Source organism: Micrococcales bacterium (assembly GCA_009784895.1).
In the GTDB taxonomy this organism is placed as follows: Bacteria; Actinomycetota; Actinomycetes; order Actinomycetales; family WQXJ01; genus WQXJ01.
In genome coordinates, this window is record WQXJ01000018.1 from 26,923 (window position 1) to 42,234 (window position 15,312).

A 15,312-nucleotide genomic window follows, 5' to 3' on the forward strand; every position below is an offset into this window, starting at 1 on the left:
TTGGGCCAGGCCACGCCGCCCGGCATTACCAGGAGTAGGCCTCGGGTGAGGCTCCGCCTGGCCCGGGGAACAACTCGTCCACCCGGGTCAGGAAATCAGCCTCGAGCTGGATCTTCGGCACCACCAGGTTGTCGAGCAGTTGGTCAACTGTTCGTGGCCCAATGATCGGCGCCGTTACAGCCGGGTGGACCAGCGTCCAGGCCAGTGCCACATTGGCCGGGCTTTGCCCCAATTCGGCTGAAAGGGCTTCGAAGCCTTGTATGGCGGCACGCTCCGACTGCGACAGAGCCTCCGCCGCGCGCCGCGACCGCTCACCGCCTTTGCCGTCCAGGGCGTGACCACCCAGCAGCCCGCCGTCCAACGGTGACCAAGGGATCACGCCCAAACCGAGCTCCTCGCAAGCCGGCAGCACCTCTAACTCCGGCAGCCGGCATCGGACAGAATACTTGTGCTGCTCACAGACCAGGCCAAGGAAGTTGCGCCGCTCGGCCGCGGCCGCCGCGTAGGCCAAATGGCGGGCGCCAAAGTTCGACGCGCCCACATAGACAACCTTGCCCTGGGCAATCAAATCCTCAAATGCGCCAAAGATCTCCTCCCAGGTGGGCTGCCGCGAGATGTGGTGCATTTGGTAGAGCTCGATGTGGTCGGTTTGCAGACGGCGCAGTGAATCTTCGACTTGCCGTTTGATCTTGTAAGCGCTCAGCCCGCCGGCGTCGTTGGGTCCCAGCGTGCTTTCGCCCATTGGGCCGTAAACTTTCGTCGCCAGGATGACCGATTCGCGCCGCCCGCCGCCCTGGGCGAACCAGCGGCCAATGATCTCTTCGGTCCAACCTGAGTGGTCCCCGCCTAGGATGCGGCCGTAGACGTTGGCCGTGTCGAAGAAGTTGATACCGGCCTCGACGGCCTGGTCCATGATGGCGAAGGCTTCGTTTTCCTTAGTCACCGGCCCAAAGTTCATGGTGCCTAGGCACAGGCGCGAGACCTTCAGCCCGGTGCGGCCAAGATAGCTGTATTCCACGGTTCCTCCTTTGACTTGGAGTTTGGCCGATGCCGGCCCGTGGGACGGTCTATTGCCTCGCCTTGTGGTTGGAGCGAGTCAGCCTTTGACCAAACCGGACATCAAGCCACCTATAAAGTACTTGCCCTCCAGCCCATAGACCAGAAGTGTCGGGACCAACGCCATGATGGCGGCGGCCATTGAGACGCCGTAGTCCCACAGAGTCCCGCCGCCCGGCTGGGCCAGTGTTTCGAGTGTCGCGTGTCACCGGGGAGTGTTCACAATGCCACGGCAAAGCCGGCTAGGCCAGTGTTTCGAGTGTCGCGTGTCGGATGTCACCGTGACGTGGGCGCATTCGGGGCTGGGCGAAAAATCCAACGCGAAGAGGAAGTCTTTCCAGGCCTGGGGGCTGTTTGGGCCGGTTGTTTGACGCGGCTAACCGTTGATGGCCTCAGCGAAGGCTTGCTGGAACTGCTCCAAATTGGTTGCCCCCGCGGTGAAGAAGGCGACAGTCTCGGCGACTGAAGTGCGCTGGGCGACAGTGGCAACAGCGCCGTGCTGCAGGGAGCCAACAATCTTCGAGTTGGCATAGTCCTCGGCAGCCTGCACCTGATACTCACTGAAGCCATCCATTGGCACGTCGACGCGAGCCGGAATTGACCCCTTGATCTTGTTGAGGGCGGCTTGCCCGTCAACGGATGAAATAGCATCCAGCCAGGCCTTGACACCCTCCGGATCCGGTGCGCCGGTGCACAGGGTGAACGAGTCAGCCATGAAGTCAAAGACGTGATTGGTGCCTGGTGCGGGCGCCCAGACCCAGTCGGTGCCCATTTTGAGGTTCTGCTGGCCAAATGGCTCTGGTACCCAATCACCCATGATCATGAAGGCGGCGGTGCCGTCTATCAGCATCTGGGTGGTGGGCTCCCAGTCGATCGAATCGCGGTCAGCGTTGGCGTAGGAAATCAGCTTTTCGAAGCTGGTCAGTGCCTTGGTGACCTCGGGGCCGTTCGGGTCGGTGCTGCCGTCCCAAAGCCCGTTGTAGGTGTCTGGACCTAGCTCGGCGATCAAGACACATTCGAGCAGGTGAACTTGGGTCCAGGTTGTGCCCAGCGCCAGCGGCGTGACGTTTGGGCTAGCGGCCTTGATCTTGTCCAGGTCCTTGATGAAATCGCTAATTGTGGCGTAATTGACGCCGTTTGGGTCTATCCCGGCGTCCTGCAGAACCGGCACCGAAGCCCACAGTACGTTGGCGCGGTGCACGCCAGTCGGAATCGAGTACTTTTTGCCGTCCTTGGTCACCAGGTCGAGCAAATCAGCCGGAACGGCTTCGGTCAGGCCGAACTCGTCGTAGAGATTGGAGACGTCCTGGACCAGGCCAGCTTCGATGTAGACGCTTATCTCCGCGCCGGCGTAGGCCTGGAATGAATCTGGCGGGACGTTTTCCGTCAACCGTCCGTAGAGCGGGTCGTCGCCCCAGTCAGGCCAAGCGCTGAGAAAGCCGTTGACGAAGCTGACACCCGGGTGCTTGGCGGCCAACACGTCAACCAAGGCGTCCAAGCCTTGGGCCTCTGACCCCGTGGTCCACCAGCTGAAAACCTCGACCTGACTACCGCTGGGACCATGGTCTGGATCCAGGCCAGGTGTCGGATTTGGGGTGAAGGGTCCGCCAACCTCCGCCGCCAGCGCTATCTTCAATTCAGCCGCACCACAGCTGCAAAGCGCCAGGCCAGCCGCCGCCAGTAGCGTAATTAGTGCCAAGTTTCGTCGCATAGTCTCCACGCGTCTTAGTCGTGTCTCATAGTTTGGGGGCGTTTGTGTCTCGCGGTCTGGTGGACAGTTTCCGCACCTTTCGCCTCGGGTTTGCTGGTGTTGACGGCCAGCTTTTTCCCAGCTTCAGCCTTTGACCGAACCGGACATCAAGCCACCTATGAAGTACTTGCCCAACAGCACGTAAACCAGGAGCGTCGGAAGAGACGCCATGATGGCGGCGGCCATTGAAACGCCGTAGTCCGACAAAGTCCCGCCCCCCGGCGAGGCCAGAGTGTTAAGTGTCACCGTGACCGGGGCGTATTCGGGGCTGGGCGAGAAATACAGCGCGAAGAGGAAGTCATTCCAGGCGCTGGTGAACTGCCAGATCAGAACCACCACAAAACTGGGCATTGAGATGGGCAGGACAACCCGGATATAGGTACGGATCATGCCGGCGCCGTCAACCCTGGCGGCTTCAATCAATTCGGTTGGCACCGACTGGTAATAGTTTCTGAAAATCAGGGTTGTGATGGGGATGCCGTAGACCACGTGCAACATGATCAAGGTCAAAATGGTCTGGGTCAGCATGGGCAGGTCGCCCACCATGCCGCGCAGGTTGATGACCATGCCGTATAGCGGGATGATGACTGCCTGGTAGGGGATAAACATGCCGAATAGCAGCAGCGCGAAGACAATGTTGGCGCCGGGGAAACGCCAGCGTGAGAGCACAAAACCGTTCATCGAACCCAGGAACGAGCTGATAATGGCGGCTGGCACCACCATCATGACCGTGCGCAGCATTGGCGCGGCCACTCCGGGGCGGGCGACAGTGCCGGTGAAAGCGGTTTTCCAGCTTTCCAATGTCCAAGCGTCGACTGGATTCCAGGCGTGTGCCGGGTTGGGGTTCGACTTGAACGAAGTAATGACCATGACATAGGCCGGCATCAAAACCAGGCAGCAAAAGCCAATCAGCAGGGCGTAGCGAACCAGGCGGCCCCAATCGAAACCCTTGCCGACCAGTTTGTCTTGCTGTTGTCTGGTCTCCAAACCTGTGGTGATGGCCATTACTTGTCCTCCTTTGCCACGTGGACTAGGTAGGGCACAATCAGGCATAAGACCAATAACAACAAGATCACACCAATGGCCGAGGCAGTGGAGTATTGGCCCTTGTAAAAGGCCTGGTACATGGCCGTGGCCGGCACCCTCGGGGCATAAGTGTCCTTACCAGCGATCGTCATGATGATGTCGAAGACCTTCAGTGACATGTGGCCACAGATAATCAAGGCGGACAAGACCACGGGGGAGAGTTGGGGGAACAGCACATGGCGGTAGAGCTGCCATTCATTGGCGCCGTCGACCCGGGCGGCTTCGCGCAATTCGTCTGGGATACCCCTGAAGCCAGCCAGGAACAGGGCCATGACGTAGCCGCTGAGTTGCCAGATCGAGGGAATGGCGATGGCGGCAATGCCCCAGTTGAGCTTCGACCACCACTCGTTTTCCAAAAAGCCTAGGCCCACCATGCCGAATAGGCGGTTCAAACCGGAGGCCTTGGCGCCGGTGTTTTGGTTCAGCAGCCAGCGCCAAACTACGCCGGCTGCCACTGGCGAGATGGCCATTGGGAACAGCAGAATTGTCCGGAAAACGCCTTCTGCCTTGGCCCTCTTCTCCAGGATCCAGGCCCACAAGAAGCCGAAAAACATGGTGCCGGCCACGAAGACCAGGGTGTAGAGGGCCAGGTTGCGCAGCGCGTACTGGAAGGCTGAATCCCCCAGCAAGTTGATGTAGTTCTCTAGACCAACGGTTTTCGACGGCTGGGTGCCCATGAACTGGGGAATGGTGTTGGTGTCCTTCATCGACAAGGCCACCGACGAGCCGATCAGGTAGTAGACAAATACCCCGATCAGAAGTACAGAGGGCAGGATCAGCAAGATTGGCGGAACGAGCCGCCGGTAGAAAGTCTTCGTGTGGCGGCGGCGGACGGTTTTGGTTCTGGTGGACTTGGGCCGGTTTGGACCGGCGGTTGGAGGGCGGCCAGGTGGGTTGGCTGGCCTTGGCTGCTCAGCCAGGCTGCTGGTCGGGGACTTGGTCATGGCGCCCTTGCGATGGTTTATAGGCCTCGCGCCCCGTCCCAAACGGTTCGGGGCGAGGCGCGAGGCGCGAACGAATTCAATAATGGTTGGTATTTGGTTGTGGTAGCCAGTCCTTAAGGCTGGTTTTTCAACCTCTAGCCGTTGATGGCTTTGGCGAAGTCGTCCTGGAACTGCTTCAGGTCGGTTGCACCAGAGGTGAAGGCGGTAACGGCCTCACCAACCGAGGCGCCCTGGGCGATAGTGGCGGCGGCGCCGTGCTGCAACGAGCCGACAATCTTGTCGCTGGCATAAGCTTCGGCAGCCTGTTGCTGGTACTCGCTGAAGTCAGTCATTGGAACGTCGACGCGAGCCGGGATTGAACCCTTGATCTGGTTGAAAGCGGCTTGGCCGTCAACCGAGGAAATGACGTCGAGCCAGGCCTTGGCGCCTTCAGGATCCGGCGCGCCGGCACATAGGGTGAACGAGTCAGCCAGGAAGTCAAACACGCCATCGGTGCCAGGCGAGGCCGCCCAAACCCAATCGGTGCCCATGGCAACGTCCTTTTCCATAAACAGAGCGGGCACCCAGTCGCCCATGATGTTGAAGGCGGCGCCGCCGTCGAGCAGCATCTGAGTGGCCGGCTCCCAGTCGATCGAGTCACGGTCGGCATTGGTATATGACATCAGCTTTTCGAAGGTGGCCAGTGCTTTTGCTACCTCGGGTCCGGCTGGGTCGGTGCTGCCGTCCCAGAGCCCGTTGTAGGCGTCTGGGCCGAGCTCGGCGATCAGCACGCATTCCAGTAGGTGCACCTGGGTCCAGGTGGTGCCCACTGACAGCGGCGTGATGTCTGGAGTGGCGGCCTTGATCTTGTCGAGATCCTTGATGAAATCGTCAATAGAGGCGTAGGTGATTTGGGTCGGGTCGATCCCGGCTCCCTCAAGGACCGGCACGGAAGCCCACAGAATGTTGGCGCGGTGCACATTTGACGGGATCGAGTACTTGTTGCCGTCCTTTGTCACCAGGTCGAGCAGATCGGCCGGGAAGGCCTCGGTTAGGCCAAACTCTTCGTAGAGGTTGGAAACGTCTTGAACCTGGCCGGCTTCGATATAGTCCATCATCTCGGCGCCAGCGTGGGCCTGGAACGAATCCGGTGGTTGGTTGTTGGCCAGGCGGGTTTGGAGCTTGTCCTTGCCCGAACCGCCGCCACCTGTGACACCACCGTTGACGAACTTGACATCCGGGTATTTGTCGGCCAGAACCTTGACCAAGGCGTCCAGGCCTTGGGCCTCTGAACCAGTGGTCCACCAGGTGAAGACCTCAACTTGGTTGGCGCCGGACTTGCCGCCGCCACCGCTGCCTTTGTCGTCGCCGTTTGAGCCGCAACCGGCCAAGGCCAGGCCGGCGGCCGCAAGGACCGCAATTACTGAAATGCTCCGTCGCATTATCCCTCCGCATTGTCTAGTCATAATGACTGATTTGGCTTGATTCGATTGTGCTGGCGGCGCGTGGGGAGTGGCGTGATTGCCATCACCCGTTGGGCACACCGCTCAGATGTGTCATCACAACCATCACAGCCGGGTCGCTATGGTGCAAGGGATAAAGCCAATGTGTAACTAAACCGTTATCTTGGTTTTGGCCGCGTAACCGATTCTCTTGGCGCCAAAGGGTGTCGCAAATAGGGTGGTGACGTGGGGAAACATTGGCGCCGTGGCTGGCCATGAACCAACCCTCCTGGGTCAAATACTTGTTCCCAAGCTTTCAAGAAGTGAAGCCAATGGGGTCGCCGCCAGGAGGGCCTCACGGGCCAAAACGACCGCCCCGTACATCTCGCTGCGTGAGCCGTGATGCGAGGCTTCGATTTTGACCGCCCTCCAAGTAGCCGGCACGGCCCGGCGTTGGACCTCGTCACGCACCTGGTTGAGTAGCCGGTCGCCGGCCTGTGTCACCGGACCGCCCAAGACCACATGATCCGGCGAAAGCAGGTTGCACAGATTCGACACAGCGGTGCCAACACAGCGGCCAACTTCCTCGATCAGGCGGACCGAGGCGGTGTGGCCTTGGTTCACCAGGCCCATCCAGGTGTCAATATCGACCGGTCGGTCTAGAGCGCTGGCCAGGACTTCTAGCATCACCGGGGTGGAAGCCTTGGTCTCCAGACAGCCCCGGTTACCGCAGCGACAAAGCCGGCCGTCGGCATCAATCGTCATGTGGCCAATCTCGCCGGCAGTGCCAGCGGCGCCGCGGTGCAGCCGGCCGTCGACCATCATGCCGCCACCAATGCCGGTGGCCAATCTGAGATAGATCATTGTCCCGTCTGGCCGGTTTGGCCTTTGCCAGGAAAACTCACCCAAGGCGCCCAAGTTGGCGTCGTTATCCACCACCATCGGCAGGTCAAGGGCCTGCTCAAAGGCGGTTTTTAGATTCATGCCGGTCCATTGTGGCAGCAGGGTGCCGGCACCAATATGGCCGGTGGCGACCTCAAGTGGGCCCGGCACCCCGACGCCACCGTAGAGCACCCGGCCAGCCGACAGACCTGCCTTCTGCATCAATTCAGCCTGCAGCTCTTGGCAAAGGGCCAGGCCAGCCTTGGCCTCGGTTTCCGGCCGCATGGTTCTTTGCCCCTCGACCACGATGTTCCAGGAGAGGTCTGCGATGCACATCAGCAGGTGGGAACGGCCCAGGTCAATCCCCAGAACATAGCCCGCGGTTTGGCCCAGCTTGACGCGGCGGCAGCGGCGACCGGCATCGGTCGAATCCTCAACTTGAACCGCCCCGGCCTGGGAGAGCTTGCGCACAAGGTTGGTTACTGACGCGGCCGAGAGCCCCGTCCGCCGGGCGATCTCAGCCTGAGTCAACGATCCGGCGGTGCGGACTTCCTCAAGTACGCGGCGCAAGTTAGCCTGACGCAGAGCGCCCTGCGATCCCGGTCCGGCGGTAACCATGTCCTTAAGGGTTCCCAGGGAGTAGGCTTGTTGTCAAGCCTTGAATTCAAACGAGGAGCCCAGCATGTCTCAGTTGGACCTGGCGGAAACCCGCCAACGCCAGCTTGCCATGGCCCGTGGGCTGCTCGAATTCGGCGCCAAAGCCGCTGTGCCAACCGTTGGTTTCGGTTACTTGGACTCTTTTGGACAAATCGAAGCCGGCCAAGGAGCCCAGCTCTGGGTAGTTGCTCGTATGACTCACTGCTTTTCGATTGGCGCATTGCTGGGGTGGCCCGGCGCGGCCGAGCTGGCCGATTTGGGCCTTACCGCGCTGGCCGGACCCTTTCAGGACCAGCGGCACGGAGGCTGGTTCGCCCGGCTGAGCTTGGACGGCGAGCCTGTTGCCACCGCCAAAGAGGCCTACGGCCATGCCTTTGTGGTGCTGGCGGCGGCCTCGGCCTTGGCCGCCGGCCGGCCCGGGGCCAGTCATCTGTTGGATTTGGCCCTAGATGTGGTTGACAAGCGCTTCTGGGAGCCGAAGCACCGGGCCATGATGGATCGTTGGAACCAAGACTTCACCCGGGCGGATCCGTACCGCGGCGCCAATTCAAATATGCACACTGTTGAGGCCTTTCTGGCCGCCAGCGACGTCACCGGAGTAACCAGTTGGCGCCAGCGGGCTTTGGACATGACCGACCGCATCGTCAACCAGGCCGCCAGGTCCAAACAGTGGCGCGTACCGGAGCACTACACCCCCGAATGGCGGGTCCTGCCAGAGTTCAACCGAAACCGCCCGGCCGACCAATTCCGGCCCTACGGCGCCACACCCGGCCACGGCTTCGAGTGGGCCCGTTTAGCGACGCAATTGCGGGCCGCCATCGGCCGCCATGCCCCCGCCTGGCTAAGTGAGGTCGCTTTGGAGCTGTACCAGCAGGCCAAGGCGGACGGTTGGGCAGACAGCACCAGCCCTGGGTTGATCTACACCACCAACTGGCGTGGTGATCCGGTTTTGCACCAGCACCTCCACTGGGTAGTGGCAGAGGCCACGGCGGCAGCGGCGACGCTGGGACGGGCTTTCGGAGGTTCGGCCTACGGGTCTGATTGGCTCAGATGGTGGGATCTGATTGAACGCCATTTCGTCGATCAGGAGCATGATTCGTGGTTCCATGAACTCGACGCTTCCGGGCAGCCTGCCCAGACCCTATGGCAGGGCAAACCGGACATTTACCACGCCTTTCAGGCTTGCCTGATGCCGCATTTGCCGGTTGGCGGTTCGCTGGCTGCGACTTTGGCCCGCGGTCATTCCCGCTTGTGACGCCACAGTCGACGGGGCTGTGCTTGGGCGCGGCCATCGCCTGGCCATTCCGCCGCCGCTAGCTATGTGAGCCGACGGTGAAACCACCTTGAACCGCGGGAGGGTTCGCTGGATCGACCTGATGCCAGGCCCCGGTCTCGCACCACAATCACTCGCGAGGTTGAGTATTCGCAAGGTGTGCTGGCACTGGGCCTCGTCGTGAAGTTGCCGGGTAGCCGCACCAACTCAGCGAGACTGAGTTCAAGCGGAGCCGGTAGTGAGCCAATCCTCGCTTAGGCGGCGGGAGCGATTTGCCGCCCTGAGGATTTGCTGCGCGGGGGTGCGGTAGCGGCGGACTATCATGGGCGGGTGCCGTGACTGGCGCTCGGGTGGGTCACCACCGGGAAGCGGCATCACAACCAAAGAGCGGGGCCGCACGCCTGGGCTACCGTCGGGCGGTTGGACGCCGGTCGGCGCCCAACCCTGAGAAAAGGAGGGTCGCGTGGCCAGCCAGCCTATCGACTATTCAGCTCTGGACCTGGCTCAGGTGGATCCGGAGATTGCCGCCGTTCTTGAGGACGAGTTGACCAGGCAACGAGACACCCTGGAGATGATCGCCTCGGAGAACTTTGTGCCCCGGGCGGTGCTTCAAGCCCAGGGTTCAGTGCTAACCAACAAGTACGCCGAGGGCTACCCGGGCCGCCGCTATTACGGTGGCTGCGAGGTGGTTGACCGGGCCGAAACTTTGGCCATCGAGCGCGCAAAGGAGTTGTTTGGCGCCGCCTTTGTTAACGTCCAACCACATGCCGGCGCCCAAGCTAACGCTGCCGCCCTAGTAGCCATGATGCAACCTGGCGACAATTTGCTGGGGATGGAACTTGCCCACGGTGGCCACCTCACCCACGGCATGAAGATCAACTTTTCCGGCAAGTTGTACAACGTCGCCAGCTACGGTGTACATCCCGACCGTTATGTGGTTGATCCTGACCTAGTGCGCCAAGCGGCCTTGGAACACCGGCCCAAGGTGATAATCGCCGGATGGTCGGCCTACCCGCGCCAGCTCGATTTCCAGGCTTTTCGCCAAATCGCCGATGAAGTGGAAGCGTACCTTCTGGTCGATATGGCTCACTTCGCCGGGTTGGTGGCCGCCGGCCTGCACCCTAACCCGGTCCCGATTGCCGATGTGACCACCTCAACGGTGCACAAGACGATTGGCGGGCCGCGGTCCGGCGTGATCCTCGCCGGCCAAGCCGACCCCTGGGCCAAGCGTCTCGACAGAGCCGTCTTCCCCGGCCAGCAGGGTGGGCCGCTAATGCATGTGATCGCAGCCAAGGCCGTTGCCTTCAAAATCGCCCAGACCGCGGATTTCCGTGAGCGCCAGCGCCGCACTTTGGAGGGCGCCAAGATCCTGGCAGAACGACTGGCTCAGCCGGACGCAGCCCAGGCTGGCGTTTCGGTCCTGACCGGCGGCACAGATGTACATCTGGTCCTGGTCGATTTGCGCAATTCCGAGATGGACGGCCAGCAGGCCGAGGATCTGCTGCACGAGGCTGGCATCACAGTCAACCGCAACGCCGTGCCATTCGACCCGCGGCCGCCGCGGGTCACCTCCGGTTTACGTATTGGCACACCGGCCCTGGCCACGCGCGGCTTTGGCGCCGAGCAGTTCGAGGAGGTGGCGGACATAATTGCCGTGGCCTTACGTGATGGCAAGGCGGCCGATGTCGCGGCCCTGGCCAAGCGGTCGGCTCGCCTAGCGCAGGACTTCCCTCTGTACACGGGGCTAGCCCAATGAGCGCCCGGATACTGGACGGCAAAGCCACTGCCGCCGCCATCAAAGTTGACCTGGCCAGGCGGGTCGAATCCCTCAAGGCAATAGGCATCACCCCCGGTCTGGGCACAGTGCTGGTGGGCGACGACCCTGGTTCGACCATCTATGTGGCCGGCAAACACCGTGACTGCGCCGAGGTCGGCATCAAGTCGCTGCGCTTGGACCTGCCGGCGGAGGCTTCGCAGGCCGAGGTGATGGCCGGCATCGGGCGAATGAATGATGACCCGAGCTGCACCGGCTACATTGTCCAGCTGCCGTTGCCGAAGCAGATCGATGCCGACGCAGCGATTAAGGCCATCGACCCCGCCAAGGACGCCGACGGTCTACACCCGGCCAATCTGGGCGCGCTGGTTGCCAACCTGGACCAGCCAATGTCTACGCCGCTGCCGTGTACGCCGCGCGGCATCGTTGAGCTGGTTCAACGCCACGACATTGATCTGGCCGGAGCCCATGTGGTGGTGCTGGGCCGGGGCCTGACGGTGGGCCGGTCGATTGGCCTGCTGTTGACCCGGCGCCAAATCAACGCCACCGTCACGCTGACACACACCGCCACGCGCGACCTGCCAGCGTTGCTGCGGCAAGCCGATGTCATTGTGGCGGCGGCCGGAGTTCCTGGACTGGTCCGAGCGGAGGACGTCAAGCCCGGCGCGGTAGTGCTGGATGTCGGGGTATCGAGGCGAAAAGATCCCAAGACCGGTAAGTCAAGGATTGCCGGTGACGTGGCTGCTGAGGCGGCCGAGGTGGCCGGCTGGATCAGCCCAAACCCGGGCGGCGTTGGCCCAATGACTCGGGCGATGCTGTTGGCCAATGTGGTCGAGGCGGCCGAGAGGGCGTCCGGCTAGGTTCCACGCGGTTTTGATCGGCGCAGGGTTGGCTAGGACCGGCGCTCGCCTTGCCTGGCTCGGCACTGGGGTCGCTCAGCTCGGCACCGGTGTTAGCCTTGGCCTGGTCAGGACTCCAAATAGGACGGGAAAATGCTGCGGCTTGAGGGCATCAACAAATCATTCGGCGCTCGTCAGGTCCTCAAAGGTGTCACTTTTGAGGTTGACGACGGGCGCATTACCGGTTTTGTGGGTGGCAACGGCGCCGGCAAGACCACCACTATGCGCATCGTCTTGGGCCTGCTCAAGGCTAATTCGGGCTCGGTTACCTGGGACGGTGCTCCCATCACAAACGATATGGCGCGCCGGGCTGGTTACATGCCGGAGGAGCGTGGGCTTTACCCCAGAATGACGGTGTTGGACCAGCTGGTCTACCTCGCCCGTCTGCATGGCTTGACCCAGGACAAGGCTCGCAGTAACGCCTGGGATCTGCTTGAACGTCTTGAATTGAAGGCGCGGGCCAAGGACAAGGTCGAAACGCTTTCGCTGGGTAACCAGCAGCGGGCCCAGGTCGCGGCAGCCCTGGTGCATAGCCCAGATCTGCTGATCTTGGACGAGCCGTTCAGCGGATTGGACCCGTTGGCGGTAGACGCGGTAACGGTGGTGCTGCGCGAATTTGCAGCCCGCGGCGTGCCCATTTTGTTTAGCTCTCACCAGCTTGACCTGGTCGAACGGGTGACCGACGACTTGGTTATCATCGCCGGTGGCGAGATCAAGGCAACCGGTTCGCGCGAAAAACTGCAGCAGGCTCACACTGGTGAACGCCACTTCCTCCAGGCCCAGGGCGACTTGTCTTGGGTTGAGCGGCAGGCCGGCATTGGTCAGGCGATGTCTGAAAAAGGCAAGGTCACATTCGACGCCTCCGATGCCGACGCCCAGCAAGTCTTGCGCCAAGCCTTGGACCGTGGCCCAGTTGACGGGTTTGGCCGGCGCCGTCCTACTTTGGCGGAGGTCTTCCGTGAGGTGATTCGTGACGAAGAGCCAGGCGAAGAGGCCCACGCCGGGCAGGGGGTGGCGGCATGAGCCCGAGCTGGTGGCTGGTGGCCAAACGCGAAATCTCATCGCAGCTGGCTGGCAAGGCCTTCAAGATATCGACAGTGCTTTTGGTGATAGCTGTCTTTGGCGGCACCCTGGCGGCCGGATTGGTGGCCAACTCCGCCGATGACGGCGATGCTTCAGTGGGCGGCGACCAGGCGTCAGGAACTAGAGCCAAAGTAGCGGTGGTGGGCCAACTGCCTGCAGCTGCCTTGGCCGTGTTGGAACCGGTCGAAGTAGCCAACGCCGAAGCGGCGGCCAAAAAGGTGGAAGATGGCGAGGTCGAGGCCGGCGTGGTGATGGGCGACGACTTGCCCGTGGTGTTGGCCAAGACCGAAGTGCCGGACAAGGTAATGGCTGCGCTGACCGTGGTCCCGGCGGTCAAGATCCTGGAACCGGCCAGAGTCTCGCCAACGGTGGCTTTGATCGCCACCATGGTCTCGGTCATCCTGTTCTACTTTGTCGTCATGATATTTGGCCAGGTCACAGCCCAAAACACGGTAGTCGAAAAGCAGACCAGAGTGGTTGAGATCCTGCTAACCTCGGTCCCGGCCAAGACTCTGCTGGCGGGCAAGGTGGTGGGCAACGCCATTATGGCGATGTGTCAGATTGTGCTGATGTTGGCGGCCGGAGTCCTTGGTTTGGTGGTGACGGGCAAGACTTCGGTGCTGCCAACGGTCTCGAGCTCGCTGATCTGGTTCGTGGTGCTCTTTGTGCTGGGTTTCTTACTGTTCTCGTCGCTGCTGGCCGGCTGCGCGGCCTTGGTCTCCCGGGTCGAGGATGTCGCGGCTGCCACCATGCCTGTGATCATGCTGATGATCATCCCTTACATTCTGGCGATGGTTCGGCCCAACGATGAGTCCTTCCAGACCGTGCTTTCGATGGTGCCGTTCTCGGCGCCAATGACCATGCCGGCTCGGGTCCTGACCACCGATGTGCCGCCTTGGCAGTTGGCCACTTCGCTGGCGCTGCTGGCCCTGACGGCCTGGGGCGCAGTCTGGTTGGGTGGCAAGCTGTACGAGACATCACTGCTGCGCATGGGCACCCGTGTTAAGTTCAGCCAAGCCTTCCGCACCAACGACTGACTTCTAGTTTGCCTATGCGCGCCAACTCCTAAGCAATGGCTCGCCGCGCCGCCACTGCCACCTGGCAATTGCCGGAAACCACACCCTCCCTCCACCCGGCCGCCATTGGGTCGCGCCTAGTCGAACCGTTCAGGTGGTCTGGCCAGGGTTTGGCCGTGGGGCCCGGACCAAAAGGTCTGGCCGGTTGTGGGGTCGCGTCGCCCAGCCCAGCCTTGGTCGTGTCGCAGCCTGTGGTGCATCAAACAGACACAAACCAGGTTGCCAGCCCAAGTCTGTGCCCCAGCGTCGCGGAACAAGGAAAACGGTTCAAGATGGTCGAATTGGCAATCAGTCGCCGGGACAGTGCAACCAGGCCAACGACAAGTCTGATCCCGAACCATCAACATCAACGCCAACCAACCAGACGGCAGACGACCATCAGACCAGGCTCGTTCGGCCGGCCAAGTTGACGGGTCGTCCCAGGCCCAGGTGACTTCAGGGATGACCAGGTTGCTGCTGGGCCGGGAAGGTCGAGCCCCCAGGGCAACTAGCCGACCAGTGGCAGGGTCAACCACCATGGCCTGCCGGTTAGCCAGGGCAACCAGGCCGTCCAGGTCCGGGCCGGTCACGACCGACCCGGTACCCACCATCAGGCCCGCAAGCACGCCGTCAGGCGGGCTGGCATCAACCGGCAGCCGCATATCGACAGTTTGGCTTTCGCCTCGCAACTTCGGGGGATCCGCACCCTTGGGCGGGGCCCGGTGTCCTGCACCGGGAGAATGGGCCGGGTCGAGCCGGGCTGGCCCCATCTTGACTAGGAGACGGCTGGTACTGGTCGCAATCGAGCGGCCAAGGTTTTCTGAACCGGGCGCTTGACGGGGTCCGGCCACAGTCTTGGTCGCGTCAAGGGCATCGGCCTCAACCATGACCAACAACCGGGCGTTGCGTGCAGTCGCCCGCCGCACACCGCCAGGCCTGATCTGCCTCGCGATTGTGGTAACAGGCCCGGCCGGCCCGGCCGCATCAGCCGACGCGACGGTCTCAGCTAGCTGGGCCTGATCAACCGGGTCGACCGGCGGGGCTTGTCCGGCTTGGGCAGCAGGTCCGATCACTTGGGGAGGTCCAACCGGCGCGACCGGTCCGACCCGCTCGCCTGGTTGTGGTGACCCGGCTGGCTTGACCGGTGCGGCTGGTTTGCTTCCAGGAGAGACCGGCCGGGCAGGCTCGCCCAGGCGGAAACCTACTGCCTTACGGTCTGGCTGGACTTGGGAGGCCTGGCCGGCGGGTTCGGCTTGGGAGGCCTGGCCGACTGGCTTCACCCGGGAGGCCTGGCCGACTGGTTTGCCAGTGGAGGTCCGGCCGGTTTGGTCAGCTTGGTCAATCGCTTGGTGCAGGTAGTCGACCAACAGGTCAGCCTCGACGTTCGCCAAAGACCGGCCGGCGGCTGGTTGAGACCGGGCTTGACGGGCCA

The 15,312-nt window shown here is 62.2% G+C and carries 12 protein-coding genes, 1 pseudogene and 1 riboswitch; of the genes and pseudogenes, 5 read left to right on the plus strand and 8 right to left on the minus strand.

Annotated features, from left to right (window positions below):
- Nucleotides 1–25: 25 nt before the first annotated feature.
- The 7 genes and pseudogenes from FWD29_04840 to FWD29_04870 form a co-directional block, all read right to left on the minus strand.
- Entirely contained in the window at nt 26–1,018 is a 993-nt protein-coding gene (locus FWD29_04840) for an aldo/keto reductase (protein MCL2803261.1), read from the minus strand.
- A gap of 78 nt (nt 1,019–1,096) precedes the next feature.
- Nucleotides 1,097–1,219: pseudogene (locus FWD29_04845) on the minus strand (carbohydrate ABC transporter permease).
- Between the two features lie 213 nt (nt 1,220–1,432).
- Nucleotides 1,433–2,755, minus strand: a complete 1,323-nt coding sequence (locus FWD29_04850; protein ID MCL2803262.1) for an ABC transporter substrate-binding protein — start codon at nt 2,753–2,755, stop codon at nt 1,433–1,435.
- A gap of 135 nt (nt 2,756–2,890) precedes the next feature.
- Complete coding sequence (locus tag FWD29_04855) at nt 2,891–3,811, minus strand: carbohydrate ABC transporter permease (GenBank protein ID MCL2803263.1); 921 nt, start codon at nt 3,809–3,811, stop codon at nt 2,891–2,893.
- Nucleotides 3,811–4,836, minus strand: coding sequence for a sugar ABC transporter permease (locus FWD29_04860; protein MCL2803264.1), 1,026 nt, complete (start codon nt 4,834–4,836; stop codon nt 3,811–3,813). The genes FWD29_04855 and FWD29_04860 overlap by 1 nt, the downstream gene beginning before the upstream one ends.
- Before the next feature lie 134 nt (nt 4,837–4,970).
- The gene (locus FWD29_04865) at nt 4,971–6,257 is read right to left on the minus strand and encodes an ABC transporter substrate-binding protein (GenBank protein ID MCL2803265.1); all 1,287 of its coding nucleotides are present in this window, start codon (nt 6,255–6,257) and stop codon (nt 4,971–4,973) included.
- Between the two features lie 294 nt (nt 6,258–6,551).
- Nucleotides 6,552–7,757, minus strand: coding sequence for an ROK family transcriptional regulator (locus FWD29_04870; protein MCL2803266.1), 1,206 nt, complete (start codon nt 7,755–7,757; stop codon nt 6,552–6,554).
- Nucleotides 7,758–7,821: 64 nt separating this feature from the next.
- Here FWD29_04870 and FWD29_04875 point away from each other — a divergent pair, with 64 nt between their 5' ends.
- The 5 genes from FWD29_04875 (at nt 7,822) to FWD29_04895 (ending at nt 13,862) form a co-directional block, all read left to right on the plus strand.
- The gene (locus tag FWD29_04875; GenBank protein ID MCL2803267.1) at nt 7,822–9,051 is read left to right on the plus strand and encodes an AGE family epimerase/isomerase; all 1,230 of its coding nucleotides are present in this window, start codon (nt 7,822–7,824) and stop codon (nt 9,049–9,051) included.
- A gap of 343 nt (nt 9,052–9,394) precedes the next feature.
- A riboswitch (ZMP/ZTP riboswitch) is annotated at nt 9,395–9,483 on the plus strand.
- Between the two features lie 49 nt (nt 9,484–9,532).
- Entirely contained in the window at nt 9,533–10,825 is a 1,293-nt protein-coding gene (locus FWD29_04880; GenBank protein ID MCL2803268.1) for a serine hydroxymethyltransferase, read from the plus strand.
- Nucleotides 10,822–11,703 (plus strand): bifunctional methylenetetrahydrofolate dehydrogenase/methenyltetrahydrofolate cyclohydrolase, encoded by an 882-nt coding sequence (locus FWD29_04885; GenBank protein MCL2803269.1) that lies wholly within the window; start codon nt 10,822–10,824, stop codon nt 11,701–11,703. The genes FWD29_04880 and FWD29_04885 overlap by 4 nt, the downstream gene beginning before the upstream one ends.
- A 132-nt stretch (nt 11,704–11,835) precedes the next feature.
- Nucleotides 11,836–12,765, plus strand: coding sequence for an ATP-binding cassette domain-containing protein (locus FWD29_04890; protein ID MCL2803270.1), 930 nt, complete (start codon nt 11,836–11,838; stop codon nt 12,763–12,765).
- Nucleotides 12,762–13,862 (plus strand): ABC transporter permease, encoded by a 1,101-nt coding sequence (locus FWD29_04895; GenBank protein ID MCL2803271.1) that lies wholly within the window; start codon nt 12,762–12,764, stop codon nt 13,860–13,862. Before FWD29_04890 ends, FWD29_04895 begins: the two co-directional genes overlap by 4 nt.
- Before the next feature lie 116 nt (nt 13,863–13,978).
- Here the strand turns inward: FWD29_04895 and FWD29_04900 are convergent.
- A partial coding sequence (locus FWD29_04900; protein MCL2803272.1) for a hypothetical protein occupies nt 13,979–15,312 on the minus strand: 1,334 nt, incomplete at its 5' end.

Excerpts from the sequence above, each read along its gene's own strand:
- FWD29_04865 (MCL2803265.1), bottom strand. The coding sequence starts at position 6,257 with ATGCGACGGAGCATTTCAGTAATTGCGGTCCTTGCGGCCGCCGGCCTG.
- FWD29_04860 (MCL2803264.1), bottom strand. The coding sequence starts at position 4,836 with ATGACCAAGTCCCCGACCAGCAGCCTGGCTGAGCAGCCAAGGCCAGCC.
- FWD29_04895 (MCL2803271.1), top strand. The coding sequence starts at position 12,762 with ATGAGCCCGAGCTGGTGGCTGGTGGCCAAACGCGAAATCTCATCGCAG.
- FWD29_04875 (MCL2803267.1), top strand. The coding sequence starts at position 7,822 with ATGTCTCAGTTGGACCTGGCGGAAACCCGCCAACGCCAGCTTGCCATG.
- FWD29_04870 (MCL2803266.1), bottom strand. The coding sequence starts at position 7,757 with ATGGTTACCGCCGGACCGGGATCGCAGGGCGCTCTGCGTCAGGCTAAC.
- FWD29_04885 (MCL2803269.1), top strand. The coding sequence starts at position 10,822 with ATGAGCGCCCGGATACTGGACGGCAAAGCCACTGCCGCCGCCATCAAA.
- FWD29_04890 (MCL2803270.1), top strand. The coding sequence starts at position 11,836 with ATGCTGCGGCTTGAGGGCATCAACAAATCATTCGGCGCTCGTCAGGTC.
- FWD29_04855 (MCL2803263.1), bottom strand. The coding sequence starts at position 3,811 with ATGGCCATCACCACAGGTTTGGAGACCAGACAACAGCAAGACAAACTG.